Annotated in this window: 10 protein-coding genes; 9 read left to right on the top strand and 1 reads right to left on the bottom strand. The window is 71.7% G+C overall.

What is annotated here, in order from left to right:
- Positions 1-54: 54 nt before the first annotated feature.
- A complete protein-coding gene (locus tag AB0B58_RS34985) occupies positions 55-2,025 on the top strand; it encodes a glycoside hydrolase family 15 protein (RefSeq protein WP_360232908.1) in 1,971 nt (656 codons plus the stop codon).
- 57 nt (positions 2,026-2,082) lie between these two features.
- Positions 2,083-4,026, top strand: a complete 1,944-nt coding sequence (locus tag AB0B58_RS34980; protein WP_360232905.1) for a PAS domain S-box protein — start codon at positions 2,083-2,085, stop codon at positions 4,024-4,026.
- 8 nt (positions 4,027-4,034) lie between these two features.
- Here AB0B58_RS34980 and AB0B58_RS34975 read toward each other — a convergent pair whose 3' ends face one another.
- Positions 4,035-5,384 (bottom strand): serine hydrolase domain-containing protein, encoded by a 1,350-nt coding sequence (locus tag AB0B58_RS34975; protein WP_360232902.1) that lies wholly within the window; start codon positions 5,382-5,384, stop codon positions 4,035-4,037.
- A gap of 150 nt (positions 5,385-5,534) precedes the next feature.
- Between AB0B58_RS34975 and AB0B58_RS34970 the strand changes: the two genes are divergently transcribed.
- The 7 genes from AB0B58_RS34970 to AB0B58_RS34940 all read left to right on the top strand — a co-directional run bounded on the left by AB0B58_RS34970 (position 5,535) and on the right by AB0B58_RS34940 (position 15,975).
- Positions 5,535-7,727, top strand: a complete 2,193-nt coding sequence (locus tag AB0B58_RS34970) for an EAL domain-containing protein (protein ID WP_360232899.1) — start codon at positions 5,535-5,537, stop codon at positions 7,725-7,727.
- Positions 7,728-7,806: 79 nt separating this feature from the next.
- On the top strand, positions 7,807-8,685 hold the full coding sequence (locus AB0B58_RS34965; protein ID WP_360232896.1) for an alpha/beta hydrolase: 879 nt from the start codon (positions 7,807-7,809) through the stop codon (positions 8,683-8,685).
- A 670-nt stretch (positions 8,686-9,355) separates the two neighbouring features.
- Positions 9,356-10,609 carry a glycosyltransferase gene (locus AB0B58_RS34960; protein ID WP_360232894.1) on the top strand — a complete coding sequence of 418 codons (1,254 nt, stop codon included), beginning with the start codon at positions 9,356-9,358 and terminating at the stop codon, positions 10,607-10,609.
- A complete protein-coding gene (locus AB0B58_RS34955; protein ID WP_360232891.1) occupies positions 10,606-12,177 on the top strand; it encodes a phospholipid carrier-dependent glycosyltransferase in 1,572 nt (523 codons plus the stop codon). The genes AB0B58_RS34960 and AB0B58_RS34955 overlap by 4 nt, the downstream gene beginning before the upstream one ends.
- On the top strand, positions 12,174-13,367 hold the full coding sequence (locus AB0B58_RS34950) for a glycosyltransferase family 2 protein (RefSeq protein WP_360232888.1): 1,194 nt from the start codon (positions 12,174-12,176) through the stop codon (positions 13,365-13,367). Before AB0B58_RS34955 ends, AB0B58_RS34950 begins: the two co-directional genes overlap by 4 nt.
- Positions 13,364-15,457, top strand: coding sequence for a galactose oxidase early set domain-containing protein (locus AB0B58_RS34945; RefSeq protein ID WP_360232885.1), 2,094 nt, complete (start codon positions 13,364-13,366; stop codon positions 15,455-15,457). Before AB0B58_RS34950 ends, AB0B58_RS34945 begins: the two co-directional genes overlap by 4 nt.
- Positions 15,439-15,975, top strand: coding sequence for a hypothetical protein (locus tag AB0B58_RS34940; protein WP_360232882.1), 537 nt, complete (start codon positions 15,439-15,441; stop codon positions 15,973-15,975). Before AB0B58_RS34945 ends, AB0B58_RS34940 begins: the two co-directional genes overlap by 19 nt.
- The last annotated feature ends 90 nt before the right edge of the window (positions 15,976-16,065 follow it).

Genomic DNA, 16,065 nt, shown 5'->3' with positions numbered 1-16,065 from the left:
CAATCGGGGAGGAAGCGGTGGCGCGGGCCGCGCCGGCGGACGACCATCGCAGGTATGGACGACGCGCCGCCGGACCGGGACGTCGCGATGCCCGCGCCGCTGCAGGGCGGGCGCAGCTCGTTCCCGCCCATCGCCGACTACGCGTTCCTGTCCGACTGCGAGGTGACGTGCCTGGTGGCGCCGAACGGGGCGGTCGAGTGGATGTGCCTGCCCCGGCCGGACTCGCCGAGCGTGTTCAGCACGATGCTGGACCGCAGCGCGGGCGCGTTCCGCCTCGGACCGTACGACGAGATGGTGCCCGCCGCCCGGCGGTACCTGCCGGGCAGCCTGATGCTGGAGACGACCTGGCAGACCCGGACCGGCTGGCTGATCGTGCGGGACGCGCTGTGCATGGGGCCGTGGCACAACCTCACGGAACGCTCCCGGACCCACCGCCGTTCCCCCACGGACTTCGACGCGGAGCACTGCCTGCTGCGTACGGTGCGCTGCGTGAGCGGGTCGGTCGACCTGTCGATGACGTGCGAGCCGGTCTTCGACTACGGCCGCCGGGAGGCGACCTGGCGGTACGAGGGCCCCGGCTACGGGCACGTCGTCGCGGAGTGCCCGGATGGCGAGGTCACCCTGCGCCTCACCACGGACCTGCGGCCGGGCATCGAGGGGCGCGGCCTGAACGCGCGGACCCGGATGGTCGAGGGCGAGACCCACTTCGTGGCGCTCGGCTGGTCCGCGCTGCCGCCGCCGCTCACCCTGGACGACGCGCTCGACCGGATGGGCCGCACCTCCGAGTACTGGCGGCAGTGGATCACCCTCGGCGACTTCCCCGACCACCCGTGGCGCAGCTATCTGCAGCGCAGCGCCCTGACCCTCAAGGGCCTCACGTACGCGCCCACCGGCGCGCTGCTGGCCGCCGCCACCATGGGGCTGCCGGAGACACCGCGGGGCGAGCGGAACTGGGACTACCGGTACGCCTGGGTGCGCGACTCGACGTTCGCGCTGTGGGGCCTGTACACGCTGGGCTTCGACCGGGAGGCCAACGACTTCTTCTACTTCATCCACGACGCGTGCCGCGACGGCCACGAGCTGCAGGTCATGTACCGGGTCGGCGGCGAGCGGGAGATCGAGGAGGAGGCGCTGCCGCACCTGTCCGGCTATGAGGGGGCCTTCCCGGTCCGGGTCGGCAACGCGGCGTACCAGCAGCGGCAGCACGACGTGTGGGGCGCCGTGCTGGACTCGGTCTACCTGCACGCCCGGTCCCGGGAGCAACTGCCGGAGTCGCTGTGGCCGGTGCTCAAACGCCAGGTGGAGCAGGCCGCCGAGCACTGGGAGGAGGCCGACCGCGGCATCTGGGAGGTCCGCGGCGAGCCGCAGCACTTCGTCTCCAGCAAGGTGATGTGCTGGGTGGCGCTCGACCGCGGCGCCCGCCTCGCACGCCTGTACGACGAGCCCGAGTACGCGGAGAAGTGGCAGACCCTCGCCGACCAGATCCACGCCGAGGTGTGCGCCAGGGGCGTCGACGCCCGCGGCGTCTTCGTGCAGCGGTACGGCTCGGACGTCCTGGACGCCTCCCTGCTGCTGCTCCCGCTCATGCGGTTCCTGCCCGCCGACGACGCCCGGATCCGGGCCACCGTGCACGTTATCGCGGACGAGCTGACCGTGGACGGGCTCGTGCTGCGCTACCGGGTGGAGGAGACCGACGACGGGCTCGCCGGCGAGGAGGGCGCGTTCACGATCTGCTCGTTCTGGCTGGTCTCCGCGCTGGTGGAGATCGGCGAGGAGGAGCAGGCCCGCAAGCTGTGCGAGCGCCTGCTGGCGTACGCCAGCCCGCTGGAGCTCTACGCCGAGGAGATCGACACGAACAGCGGGCGGCACCTGGGCAACTTCCCGCAGGCGTTCACCCACCTGGCCCTGATCAACGCGGTCATGCACGTCATCCGGGCCGAGCAGAGCTTGGAACCGGGCCGGTTCAGCCCGGCGAACACGGCGGGGCTCATGCCGCCCGCCCTGGAGCCGCGGGGCGAGCCGTAGCGGCCGGCGCCCGGTGCTACCGCTAAGCCTCCCGGCTCCGGGCCCGAAGAGAAGAGTGTGCCGGTCTTGATCTACCTCCTCGGCAGTGCGGTCGTCATGGTGGCGTACGCGGCGATCGCCGTCGCGATCGCGGTGCCGGTCGCCCGCGCGGGGCAGCTGCGCACGAATCGCCTGGCCACGGCCACCGCCTTGATCTTCTTCAGTTCCGCGGTCGGATACGGCCTCCAGGCGGTGCTGTGGCCCGGTGGCTCCTGGCCCCTGGCGCTCTGGAGCCTGTTCACGGCGTGCGTCGGCGTCTACTACTGGATCCTGCGGCGCAGGAACCGGCTCCTGCTGGGCGGCGGCGCGCTGTACCCGGACCCCGGCAGGCAGCACCTGCTCGACGCGGCCGGCGCCCGCGAACGCGCCGCGAAGGACGTGGCCGAGAGCCACCGCGCCACGCTCGCCGCCGTCGTCGAGCACAGCGAGGAAGCGATCATGGGCACCGCCCTGGACGGGACGCTCACCGCCTGGAACGGCGGCGCCGAGCGCCTCTTCGGGTACACCGCGGACGAGGCCCTGGGCCGCCCGATCTCGATGATCGCCGACGCGCCCCACCGGCGCGATCAGGGCGAGATCCTGGCCCGGCTCGGCAGGGGCGAACGGGTCTGCTACGAGGCCAGGCGGGTGCACAAGGACGGCACGCAGCTCGACGTCTCCGTCAGCGCCACGCCGATCACGGACAGCTACGGCAACATCATCGGGTTCGCGTTCGTCGGCCGCGACATCAAGACCGCGAAGGCCGCGGCGGAACGCCGGCGGCTCATCGAGGAGCGCACCCACCAGGCTCAACGCATGGAGAGCCTCGGCAAGCTCGCCGGAGGCGTCGCACACGACTTCAACAACATCCTCGCCATCATCGTCAACTACACCGCCTTCGCCGCCGAGCAGAGCGCCGGCAATCCCGACGTGCAGGCCGACCTGGAGAACGTGCGGCGGGCGGCGGACCGCGCCATCAGCCTGACCCACCAGCTGCTCGTCTTCACCCGCGGCGACACCATCCAGCCGCACGACATGGACCTCAACGCGTCCATCGACGAGGTGGCGGCCATGCTGCAACGCACCATCGGCGAACACATCCAGTTGGCCACCAGGCGCTCGCCGGTACCGCTGACCATCCACGCCGACCCCGGCCAGATCCAGCAGATCCTGCTCAACCTCAGCCTCAACGCCCGCGACGCGATGCCCGACGGCGGCACCCTGGTGATCGAGGCCGGCCTCGCCGCGCTCGACGAGCACCAGGTGCACACGCAGCCCCCGCTGGGCGCCGGCACGTATGCGCGGCTGCTCGTCTGCGACAACGGCGAGGGCATGGCGCCCGAGGTCGCCCGCCACATCTTCGAGCCGTTCTTCACGACGAAACCGCAGGGCAAGGGGACCGGACTCGGCCTGGCCACCGTCTACGGCGTGGTCACCGAGGCGGGCGGTGGCATCAACGTGTACTCCGAACCGGGTGTCGGCACCACCTTCCGGGTCTACCTCCCGCTGATCAGGACACCGTCCGACAACCACGCGCCGGCGCCGTCGTCGCCGGGGGTCGTGCCCCGCGGCCGGGGCGAGACCGTCCTCGTCGTCGAGGACGAACCCGCGCTGGGACGCATCGTGGCCCGGATCCTCACCGAGGGCGGATACCTGGTCCTGTCGGCGGTGAGCGGCCCGGACGCGCTCGCCCTCGACGCGGAACAGGGCTGCGACATGCTCCTGACCGACGTCATCATGCCCGAGATGTCCGGCCCCCGGCTCGTCGAACTCCTCGAGCAACGCCATTCCGGCCTGCCCGTTCTCTTCATGTCCGGCTACAGCGACGGCCTGCTCGGCAGCCACAACGTCCTCGACCCGGACATCGCGTTCATCGAGAAACCGTTCACCGGCGAAGGCCTGCTGCGCGCGGTCGACGCCGTCCTGCACGCCGCCGCCCCGGACCGCTGCCTGACACCACAGAATCCCGGCCCGGGCTCCTAACGACTCCGTCAGCGCGGCATGCGCTGCGCGGCGAGCGGGACCGGGGCCAGCGGTGCCGCCTGCCAGGCCGCGGCGAACGTGCCGGTCGCCGGGTCAAGGGTCAGGTGCAGCCGGTGCGGGCCCTCGGTGAAGACCAGGTCGACCAGGAGCCGGCCGCCGGACCAGGCGTGCGCGGTGGCCACCGGCCCGACGACGGTCCAGCTGTCCGGCGCGCCGAGCTCGGCGGTCAGCTCCCAGCCGTCGTCGAGCAGGATTTCGCCGGGCCGGAGCCGGACGGTCTTCAGGGTGTCCACCGTGTTCGCCGGGCCGGGCCGGTACGTCGCCTCGGCGAGCTCGCCGGTGCTGCCGTCGCCGGCCGGGCGGTCCAGCTCCGGCGACCCGGCCGGCCACGGCCCGGGCGGGCCGGATCTGGTCAGCGCCGGCAGCAGGTGGGTCCAGGCCTGGTCGAGTACGGCCTGCATGTCCGGGCTCTGCGAGGTGATCGCCACGACCGCGTCGGCCTCCGGCAGGATCAGCATGTACTGCCCGTGGGCGCCGTCGCCGCGGTAGCCGTGCCGGCTGCGCCAGAACTGGAAGCCGTAGCCCCGGCTCCAGTCCGGACTGTCCCGGTCGGTGTCCACGTGTGCGCGGGTCGCCTCGGCGACCCACTCGGCCGGCAGCAGCCGCCGGCCCTGCCAGCTGCCGCCGTCCAGGTAGAGCTGGCCGACCTTGGCGACGGACTCGGTCGTCAGGTGCAACCCGGAGAAGCCCTGATCACGGCCGATCGGGTCGGGCCACCAGCCGTACCGCCCGATGCCGAGCGGCTCGAAGAGCCGGGGGCGCAGGAACTCGGTGAGAGACGCGCCGCTCACCCGCTCGATGATCGCCGAGAGCGCGTTGGTGCAGGGCTGGTTGTAGGCGAAGAAGGTGCCCGGCTCCCGCTGCGGCGGCAGCAGGAGCAGGCCGAGGGTGAGGTCGCCCGCGCCGGCCTGGAACGCCTCGTCGATCGTCTCGTCGGCGTGCCCGCTGGTCATCGACGCGACGTGGCGCACCAGGATCGACCTCGAGCGTGGATCGGTGACCCGGGCGTCGTACTCGGGGAAGTACGACAGCACGGTGGCGTCCAGGTCGACCAGGCCCTCGGTCACCGCGAAACCGAGGGCGGTCGAGGCGAAGGACTTGCTCAGCGAGTAGAGCAGGTGCGGCGCGTCCGGCCGGTAGGGATGCCACCACCGCTCGGCGACCACGTGGCCGTGCCGCAGGACCATCAGGCTGTGCAACTCGACGTCCGGCGTCCGGTCCAGCGCCGTGATGAACGCGTCGATGCCGCTCGCGTCGACGCCCTGCGCGGCCGGCGTGCTCCGGGGAAGACGGGTCATCCCGCAGTTATAGCCGTCCGGCGCGGTCGGCGACGGCCCCCGCTGCGCTGAGGATCACACCGCCGCGGCTGAGATACTCATGTCCGTGCGGCCCCGGCCGATAGGCGGGGCGTGCAGGCGGTACGCGTCGACCGCGCGTGGTCAATCTGGATGGGTCTCGGCACACTGGCGTGCCTCGGCTATCCCTTCCTGCCCTCGGACGGCGGGCAGGCCGTCCTCTCCTGCCTCGTCGGCCTGGCGGCGGTGCTGGTCATGGTCGCGGGCGTGCGGCGCAACCGGCTCGCCGACCCCCGGCCCTGGTACGCCTTCATCGCGAGCCAGATCCTCTCCGTGCTGGGCGACGTCGCGTACGTCGTCGACGCGCAGGTGCTCGGGCGGCAGACCTTCCCGGCCTGGTCGGACGCCTTCTACCTGGCCGCCTTCCCGCCGCTGATCGCCGCCATCTATTCCCTCGCCCGGGGCCGGCGCCGGCGGGAGTGGTCCGGGCTGGTGGACACGGCGATCATCGCCGCCGGGCTGGGGCTGGTCTACTGGATCTTCATCATCGGGCCGATCCTCGACGACGCCGCGACGCCGCTGCTCACCCGGCTGGCCACGGTCGGCTACCCGACCGCCAGCGTGCTGATGATCGCGGTGGTGGCCCGCCTGGTGACCCGGGCCGGCCGGCCGACGCCCAGCGACTGGCTGCTGATCACCGGCAGCGTCCTGACCCTCACCGCCAACGTCATCAACACGCTGGTGCCCGAGGTCCGGGTCCTCGCCGGCGACTTCGTCTACACCGGCTTCCTGTTCGCCTACGTCTACTGGGCCGCGGCGGCCCTGCACCCGTCGGTGGGCGCCGAGCGCCGCGTGGCGGGCAGGGAACGCTTCGGCAGGCGGCGGCTTGCCGTGCTGACCTGCTCGACGCTTGTCGTGCCGGCGATGCTCTTCCTGCAGGGTGCGCGGCCGGGGCAGCCGGTGAGCTGGCTGGCGATCGGCGTCGGCGCGGTCGTGCTCTTCGTGCTCGTGCTCCTGCGGATGGCCGGTTTCGTCTCGCAGGTGCAGGCGCAGGCCGGCCGGCTCGAGATCCTGGCGATGCACGACGAGCTCACCGGGCTGGCCAACCGCCGCCGGTTCGAGTCCCGGGTCCGTGAGGCCCTCGAGGCCGGTTCGCCGCAGGTGGCGATGCTCGACCTGACCGGCTTCAAGGCGGTCAACGACCGGTTCGGCCACACGGTCGGCGACCGGCTCCTCGCCGCCGTCGCCGCGCGCCTCTCGGCCGGCCTGGGCCCGGGCGACCTGGCCGCCCGGATGGGTGGCGACGAGTTCGCGATCCTGGTGCCGGACGCGACGCAGGCCGAGGGCGACGAGATGGTCGCCCGGATCTGCGCCGCGCTGAGCGTCCCGATCCAGGCGGGCGGGCACGAGCTGCTCATCGGCGCGAGCGTCGGCGTCGCGGGCGCCGACGGTACGGACGACGCGGTCGAACTGCTGCGCCGCGCGGACGTCGCGATGTACGCGGCCAAGGCCGACGGCGACGCCCGGCGCCGCTACGCACCGGGCCTCGACGACGAGGCGGGCGAGGAGGCCCGGCTCGGCGCCGCCATGCGGATCGCGCTGGACACGGGCCAGTTCCGGCTCGTCTACCAGCCGATCGTCTCGCTGCCCGACGGCCGCCGGGTCTCGGTCGAGGCGCTGATCCGCTGGGATCACCCGGAGCGCGGCCTGGTCAGCCCGGCCGATTTCATCCCGGTCGCGGAGCAGAACGGGCTCATCGTCGAGCTCGGCGCCTGGGTCCTGCGTACCGCGTGCGTGCAGGCCGTCGCCTGGCGCGCCACCCTCGGCGACCGCGCGCCCGAGCGGATGAGCGTGAACGTCTCCGCCCGTCAGCTGGCCGAGCCGGGCTTCCCGGAGCTCGTCGCCTCGGTGCTGGCCCGGACCGGGCTGGAGGCGCAGCGCCTGGTCCTCGAGGTCACCGAGACCGCCGTCTTCGGCGGCGGTCAGGCCGTGCAGGCGGTCAAGGACCTGCGGGCGCTCGGCGTCCGGATCGCGCTCGACGACTTCGGCACCGGGCACTCCTCGCTGGGCCTGCTGCAGACCGTGCCCGTCGACGTGCTCAAGGTGGACAAGTCGTTCGTGGACGACATCACACTGGCCGGCCGGGAGGCCGTCATCGCCACCGCCCTGATCCAGGTCTCGCACGGCCTGGGCCTGACGGCGGTCGCCGAGGGCGTGGAGACCGCCGAGCAGGCCGTCGAGCTGCACCGCCTCGGCTACCGGCTCGCGCAGGGATACCACTTCGGCAAACCGGTTGCCGAGCCGGACTTCCTCGGCCTGCCGACCGCCGTCGTGGTCGAGGTGTAGCCGGGCGGGCCGGGCGTCGGTCATCATCGGCAGGTCCGGGGCCTGACGCCCGGTGCGCCGACGACGAGAGGACCCTCCCGTGCCCGACGTTCGGTCAAACGGCATCCAGCTGCGCTACGAGACGCTCGGCGATCACCACGCCCCGGCGTTACTGCTGATCATGGGCCTCGGCGCCCAGCTGATCGACTGGCCGCAGGAGTTCTGCGAGCAGCTCGCGGGGCGCGGCCTGCGGGTGATCCGCTTCGACAACCGCGACGCCGGCCTGTCGACCACCCTGACGCGGTTGGGCGTGCCCGACGTGCGGGGGATCCTGGGCGGTGACCGGACGACGGTGCCGTACCTGCTCGCCGACCTCGCCGCCGACACCGCGGGCCTGCTGGACTCCCTCGGGATCGAGCGGGCGCACGTGACCGGGCTGTCGCTGGGCGGAATGATCGCCCAGCAGCTGACCATCGACCACCCGGACCGGGTGGCCAGCCTCTGCTCGATCATGTCGACGACCGGCGACCGCGCGGTCGGCCACCCGACGCCCGCGGCCGCGGCCCTGCTGGGCACGCCGCCGGCGGCAAGCCGGGAGGCGGCCATCGCGAACTCGATCGCCTCGTCGCGGATCATCGGCTCACCCGGCTTCCCGGCCACGGAGGAGGAGCTGCTGCTTCGGGCGAGCGCGAAGTACGACCGCGCCTACAACCCGCTGGGCACCCTGCGGCAGTACGCCGCGGCGCTCGGCTCGTCCGACCGCACGGCGGCCCTGCGCGGCGTCACCGCGCCGACCGTCGTCATCCACGGCGAGGACGATCCGCTCATCGGGGTCAGCGGTGGCCGGGCGACGGCGGACGCCGTGCCGGGCGCGGAGCTGCTGGTCATCCCGGGCATGGGCCACGACCTGCCGCGGGCCGTGTGGCCGCGGATCGTCGACGCCATCGTCCGCAATACCGAGCGCGCCGTCGCCCGGTAGGAATACCCGGGCCGCCGGGCCGGTGCCGACATTTGTCGCGCGGCGATCGCTCAACGTTCGTTCAGATTGCGTCCGCGCGGCGTGCACGCGCAGTTCGGCTCCGGCCCGGCGGTTCTGTAAATGGCGTGTCTCCGGAGCATGAAATTGAAACGCAAAGGCATCCGTGGCGCGTGGTCTGCGGCATTTGTGTGGGCCGTTCACACATTCCGTAATGGCATGATCGCGTCGCGTCCCCGGGGTCGTTCACGGAGGTCGTTCATGTGAACGCCGGGCCGCCGCGGTGGTATCGCACTGGGTGTGCCCGACGTCTCATTCCCCACTCGCCCGTTCGGTCGACACGTGTAGTACCTTCGGTCTGCGAAGATCACCGGACGTCCGGCGAGGCTGTGACAAAGGCTTGAACCGGCCATAACCGAGCGAATCCCGCAATGTCAGAATGGGCCTCGACATTGGTACGGTGATCGTCCGATTGCCGGGCCATAAATTAAGTTCGTGTTTCCGGCTCCGCGATTTTCGATAACGGATCCCGGATCGATGTAAAAATCCGCGGGCCGACTTGAAATCGCCTGGGTATTACGGGCTATTGTTTGCCCGCTGGTGGGGGTGGGGCCCACCTCATTCGGAAAGGCAAACGGCTTTGGCTGCCGCCGTCATGATTCTGGTTTCGTTGGTGCTCGCGGGATTCGCCGCGGTCACGCTGTGGTGGACGATGCATGCCTGGCGCACGCCGGAGACGCTGGCGTCGACCCGCTTCGCGGCGCCGGACGGGGCGCACCGGCTGACGTTCTCGCTGCTCGTGCCCGCCCGGCACGAGCAGGCGGTGCTGGAGCACACCGTCGAGCGCCTGCTCGAGTCGTCGCACGAGGGCTTCGAGATCATCATCATCGTGGGTCACGACGACCCGGAGACCGCCGAGGTGGCGCACCGGGTGGCGGCCGCCGCGCCCGGTCGGATCCTGGTGGTGACCGACACCAGCCGGCACAAGAACAAGCCGCGCGCGCTCAACGCCGCGCTGCCGTACTGCCGCGGCGACGTGGTCGGGGTCTTCGACGCCGAGGACCAGGTGGACCCGTCGTTGCTGGAGCATGTGGACCATGCCTTCCGGTCCACCGGCGCCGACGTGGTGCAGGGCGGCGTGCAGCTCATCAACTTCCACTCCAGCTGGTACAGCCTGCACAACTGCCTGGAGTACTTCTTCTGGTTCCGCAGCCGGCTGCACCTGCACGCCGCCAAGGGGTTCATCCCGCTCGGCGGCAACACCGTCTTCGTCCGCACCGACGTGCTGCGCTCCGCGAACGGCTGGGACGGGACCTGCCTCGCCGAGGACTGCGACCTGGGCGTGCGGTTGTCCAGCCGGGGTGCCAAGGTGGTCGTCGCGTACGACTCGGCGATCGTCACCCGGGAGGAGACGCCCGGCACGCTGAAGTCGCTGCTCAAGCAGCGGACCCGGTGGAACCAGGGCTTCCTGCAGGTCTACCGCAAGGGCGAATGGCGCCGGCTGCCGGGCTTCGGCCAGCGCATGCTCGCCCGCTACACCCTCACCCAGCCGTTCCTGCAGGCCTTCTCCGGCATCGTGATCCCGGTCGGCATCGCGATCGCGATCTGGGCCGAGCTTCCGGTCTTCGTCGCCCTGATCACCTTCGTGCCGGTCATCCCGATGGCGGCCAACCTGGTCTTCCAGACGGTCGGCCTGCGCGACTTCGGCAAGCAGTACGGCATGCGCATCCGCTGGCACCACTACGCCCGCCTGATCATCGGCGCCTTCCCGTACGCGCTGGTGCTGGCCGCGGCGGCGCTGCGCGCGGTCTGGCGCGAGTACACCGGCCGGCGCGACTGGGAGCTGACCGCACACACCGGGGCGCACCTGAACCAGGCGCCCGCCGCCAAGGCCCCGGTCAAGGTCGAGAGTGGAGTCGCGGCATGAGCCTGATTGCTGAAGCGCCCACCGAGGTCATCACCCTTCCCTCCGTACCCGAGGAGCGGCCCGAGCCGGCGCACCGGCGCGGGTCGCGGATGGACCTGTACCTCGCCGGCGGCCTGACCGCCGTGGTGCTGCTCGTCCTGGCCTGGAACATCACCGGCTTCCCGACCGCGACGGACGACGAGGGCACCTACCTCGCGCAGGCCTGGGCGGTCGGGCACGGTCACGGCCTGGCCCACTACACCTACTGGTACGACCACCCGCCGCTCGCCTGGATCCAGCTCGCCGGCCTCGCCTGGCTACCGGCCGCGCTCGCGCCGGACCTGCTCGCGGTCGCCGCCGGCCGCCTCGCGATGCTGCCGGTCGTGGCGGTCAGCCTGCTGCTGGTCTACCTGATCGGCCGGCGGCTGAACTTCTCCCGCTGGGCCGCGGCCCTGGCGCTGCTGACCTTCGGCCTGTCGCCGCTGGCGGTCACCATGAACCGGCAGATCTACCTGGACACCTTCGCGGTGGCGTGGATGCTCGGCGCCCTGGCGCTCGCGCTGTCGCCGCGCAAGCATCTGTGGCACTACGCCGCCGCCGGCGCCGCGACCGCCGTCTCGGTGCTGTCCAAGGAGACGATGCTCATCACCGTTCCGGCCGTACTGGTGGCGATGTGGCAGAACGCCGCGAGGACATCCACCCGGCCGTGGGCGTTCGGCGGCTACGTCAGCGGCATGGTGCTGGTCGGCGTCTTCTACCCGCTCTACGCGCTGCTGCGCGGCGAGCTGTTCCCCGGACCCGGGCACGTGTCGCTCATCGGGGCGTGGCAGTTCCAGCTCATGTCGCGCTCCGGCTCGGGCACCGTCTTCGACGAGGGCTCCGGCTCGCACTCGCTGATCACCGCGTGGCTCTACTACGACACGGTGATCCTGGCGGCGGGCCTGGCCGCCACCGTGCTGGCGCTGGCCGTGCGCAGGTTGCGCGCGCCGGCGATCGCCGCGACGATCCTCGCGCTCGTCGCGCTGCGGCCCGGCGGCTACCTGCCCGCCATGTACGTCGTGCAGGTCCTGCCGTTCTTCGCCATCCTCATCGCGGGCGTCGTGGAGGAGGGCACGATCCGGCTCCGGCCGGGGCGGTCCTGGTGGCGCTGGACGATCCTCGCGGTGGCCGCGGCGACGGCGCTGACCCTGGTGCTGCCCCGCTGGTACGTCGGCGACCGCCGCGCGCTGACCACGAACGACAACGCTCAGTACGTGGCCGCGGCGGATTATCTGCGCACGCGGGTGCCGGACCGCACGGAGGCCACGATCGTCCTCGACGACGTGCTCTGGCTCGACGCCGTCAACGCCGGCTACCGGCGGGAGAACGTCATCTGGTTCTACAAGCTGGACCTCGACACGGCGGTCTCCGCCCGGCTGCCGGCCGGCTGGCGCGACGTCGACTACATCGTCTCCACGCCGGCCCTGCGCCAGGATCCCGGCTCCCTGCCGATGGTGACCAAGCTGCTGACGAACTCCACGGCGATCGCGTCGTTCGGCCCGCAGGACGGCCGCATCGAGATCCGCCGAATCGACAAGGAGAAGCCGTGACCCTCACCGCCGACGACCGCCCGGAGACCGGATTCCGGGCGACCCTGACCGGCGCGATCGGCGAGCTGCAGGTGGCGACGGCGCTGCGGCAGACCATCGTCATCCCGACCTTCAACGAGCGCGAGAACATCGAGACGCTGCTGCGGCGGCTGGTGTCGGCGCTGCCGGAGAGCGACTCGGAGATCGTCTTCGTCGACGACAGCACCGACGACACCCCGGACGTGATCCGCCGCGCGGCGCGGACCTGCCCGATCCCGATCACCGTGCACCACCGCGAGCGCGGCATCGGCGGGCTCGGCGGCGCGGTGGTCGAGGGCATGCGGCTGGCCCGGGGCGCCTGGATCGTGGTGCTGGACGCCGATCTGCAGCATCCGCCGGAGATCGTGCCGGACCTGATCGCGGCCGGCATGCGCGACGGCGCGGACCTGGTCGTCGGCACCCGGTACGCGGGCGGCGGCAGCACCGACGGGCTCACCGGCGGCTACCGCCGGATCGTCTCCGGTGGCTCGACCCTCGCCACCAAGATGATCTTCCGGAACTCGCTGTTGCAGGTGAGCGACCCGATGAGCGGGCTATTCGCGGTACGCGCCAGCTCGCTCGAGGTCGAGGAGCTGCGCCCGCTGGGCTACAAGGTGCTGCTCGAGCTCGTCGTGCGCAACCGGCCCGGCCGCATCGTCGAGGTGCCGTACACGTTCCAGCAGCGCCATGCCGGCGAGTCCAAGTCGACGATGGCCGAGGGCGTCCGGTTCCTCAAGCACCTCGCGATCCTGCGCTTCGGCGCGGAACGCACCCGGATGCTCGCCTTCGCCCTCATCGGCGTCTCCGGCCTGCTGCCCAACCAGCTCGCCCTGTGGTTCCTCGCGCACGTCGCCGGCGTGCACTACCTGCCGGCCGCGGTGGTGGCGAACCTGATCGCGGTCGGGTGGAACTTCGCCCTGACCGACACGCTGCTCTACCGCAACCGCCGGCACCGCAGCCTGGGCGGCCGGATGGGCCACTTCTTCGTGATGGGCAACGCGGATCTGCTGCTGCGGATCCCGCTGCTGGCCCTGCTGGTCGGCGGCGCGCACGTCGGCGTGCTGGCCGCCAACCTGATCACGCTCCTGGCCTCCTTCGTCGTGCGGTTCCTCATCCTCGACAGGGTCACCTACCGGGCCAGGCCCAAGACCGCCGCTTTGGAGAACGCGTGAACCGTCGTACCCTTCCGCTGTTCAGCCGGCGCGACCGGATCCGCGTGGCCCAGGTCGTCATCCTGACCCTGCTGCTCGTGCTGGCCGTGCCGGGCCGCTCCTTCGCGGGCGCCAACCTGCTCAGCAACCCCGGCCTCGAGGTGCTCGCCGCCGACGGCTTCCCGGTCTGCTGGGAGCGGTCCGGCTGGGGCGACAGCACGCACACCTTCGAGGTGACACACACGGCGCCGCACGGCGGCACCAACGCGATGAAGGTCACCGTCGACGCGATCAGCAGCGGCGACCGCAAGGCGCTGATGCTGGAGAACCCGTCGTGCGCGCCGAACGTGGCGCCGGGCCACCAGTACGACGTCTCGGTCTGGTACAAGACCACGACCCCGAACACCGTCATGACGATGTTCCGGCACGACGTCGCGCAGGGCTGGGTCTACTGGACCGACCTCGCGACGCTCACCACCTCGGCCGCGTGGAAGCGGCAGACGGTACGCACGCCGCCGGTGCCCGCGAACACCGACCAGATCGTCTGGGGCGTCACCATCTACGGCGCCGGCACGCTGCAGACCGACGACTACTCGATGGTCGACGCGACGCAGGCCGCGCCCGGCACGTCGTGCAGCGCCGGCCCCGCGTGCACCGCCGGCGCCTGGCAGGTCATGCCGTTCGACTCGCCGGTCCGCGGCATCCACGCCGTCGTGCTCAAGAACGGCAACGTGCTGCTCGTCGCCGGCTCCGGCAACGACCCGGCGGCGTTCACCGCCGGCACGTTCAAGACCGCGGTCTACTCACCGCGAACCGGGACGTTCGCCGACGTGCCGACCCCGGCCGACCTGTTCTGCGCCGGGCACGTCCAGCTCGCCGACGGGCGGGTGCTCATCATGGGCGGCAACAAGGACTATCCGGCGGCCGACGGCAGCCACGGCTACAAGGGCCTGAAGGACTCGTTCGTCTTCGACCCGGACACGATGGCGTACACGAGGGTCAACGACATGTCCGGCGGATCCTGGTATCCCTCGGCGACGGTCATGGGCAACGGCGACGTCATCTCGCTCGGCGGCCTGGGGGAGGACTCCTCCGGTACGGTCGCGACGCAGTACTTCGACAGCAGCGAGCAGCGCTGGCTGTCGCTCAACGAGGCCAACCAGAGCTGGAGCTTCTGGGGCCTGTACCCGTCGATGATCCTCATGCAGGACGGCCGGCTCTTCTACTCCGGCAGCCACGTCTTCGGCAACGGCCTGCCCGGCACGGGCGCGTCCATCTACGACTACGGCGCCAACACCATCACCCCCGTTTCCGGTCTGCGCAACAAGGACGAGCGCGACCAGTCGATGAGCGTGCTGCTGCCGCCGGCACAGGACCAGCGGGTGCTGACCGTCGGCGGCGGCAACATCGACAGCAACCCGGACGCCAACCGGCTCACCGACCTGATCGACCTCAAGCAGGCCGACCCGGTATACCGGCCCGGCCCACCGCTGCCGACCGGCACGCTGACCGGCGGCGTTCCGCAGACGGCCGCGCAGGGCAAGATGTACGTCTCCGCGGTCCTGCTGCCCGACGGCAAGGTCTTCGAGACCGGCGGCGGCCTGCACAACCGGGCCGACCCGGTGTACGAGGCGTCGATGTTCGACCCGGCCACCGACACGTTCATCCCGGGCATGGCGACCGACCCGGTGCCGCGCACCTACCACTCGTCGGCGTTCCTGCTGCCGGACGGGCGGGTGATGTCCGTCGGAGACAACCCCGGCAACGGCTCGTTCGACATGCGGATCTCGGTCTACTCGCCGCCGTACCTGTTCAAGGGCGGCCGGCCGCAGATCCTGAGCGTGGCCGGCGACCAGTGGGCGTACGGCACCAGCAAGCAGATCACCGTGGACGGCCCGATCCTCAAGGCCTCGCTGATCCGCCCGGAGGCCGTCACCCACTCCAGCGATCCGAACCAGCGCTACGTCGACCTGCCGATGACGGTCAACGGCAACACGATCGGGCTGAACCTGACGAGCAACCCCAACCTGGCCCCGCCCGGCTGGTACATGCTCTACGTGGTCGGCACCAACGGCGTACCGTCGGTCGCGCAATGGGTCCAGGTCAAGTGACGCCGAAGCGCCGCGCCTGGTCGATACTGGGCGCGGCCGGGGTCCTGGCGGCCGGGGTCTGGCTCCTGGCGGCGCCGGGCGGGGACGACGCCGCCCCGGCGGGCGCGGCGGCGCCCCGGCCGACCGACAGCACCTGGCCGTTGTCCGGCACCCCGGCGGCGGCGCCGGCGACGTCGGCCGCCACCGCCGTTCCGTCGTCGCCGCCGGCGCCGGCGCCGCCCGCCCCGGCACCCGGCGCCGCCGCCGAGCCGTTCGTGCAGAGCTTCGCCGGACAGCCCGGGGTACGCCCGCAGCGCCCGCTGCCGTCGCCGACGGTCACCCACCACGTGCGGCCCAACGTCGACGGCTGCGACCACAACTACGGCACGATCACCCAGTGCGTGCCGTGGAGGTTCCCGCCCGGCACGGCGGACAGGTGCGCGTGGCTCGCCGCGCACGGCTTCAAGGAACTCCGTGTCGCCGGCGTGGACCGTCAGAAACTCGACAGCGACGGCAACGGCATCGCCTGCGACGACTGATCGGCACGTCAGTCCACGTAGGGGCCGTTACCCCGAGACGCCGGGCACACGACCGGGGGACGATTCAGGGCGGAAACACCAGGACGCCCT

The sequence above is a fragment of the Actinoplanes sp. NPDC049118 genome (genome assembly GCF_040648555.1).
Taxonomy (GTDB): domain Bacteria; phylum Actinomycetota; class Actinomycetes; order Mycobacteriales; family Micromonosporaceae; genus Actinoplanes.
This window is presented reverse-complemented; position numbering and strand designations above follow the sequence as displayed.

Excerpts from the sequence above, each read along its gene's own strand:
- AB0B58_RS34985 (WP_360232908.1), top strand. The coding sequence starts at position 55 with ATGGACGACGCGCCGCCGGACCGGGACGTCGCGATGCCCGCGCCGCTG.
- AB0B58_RS34975 (WP_360232902.1), bottom strand. The coding sequence starts at position 5,384 with ATGACCCGTCTTCCCCGGAGCACGCCGGCCGCGCAGGGCGTCGACGCG.
- AB0B58_RS34970 (WP_360232899.1), top strand. The coding sequence starts at position 5,535 with ATGGGTCTCGGCACACTGGCGTGCCTCGGCTATCCCTTCCTGCCCTCG.
- AB0B58_RS34955 (WP_360232891.1), top strand. The coding sequence starts at position 10,606 with ATGAGCCTGATTGCTGAAGCGCCCACCGAGGTCATCACCCTTCCCTCC.
- AB0B58_RS34940 (WP_360232882.1), top strand. The coding sequence starts at position 15,439 with ATGGGTCCAGGTCAAGTGACGCCGAAGCGCCGCGCCTGGTCGATACTG.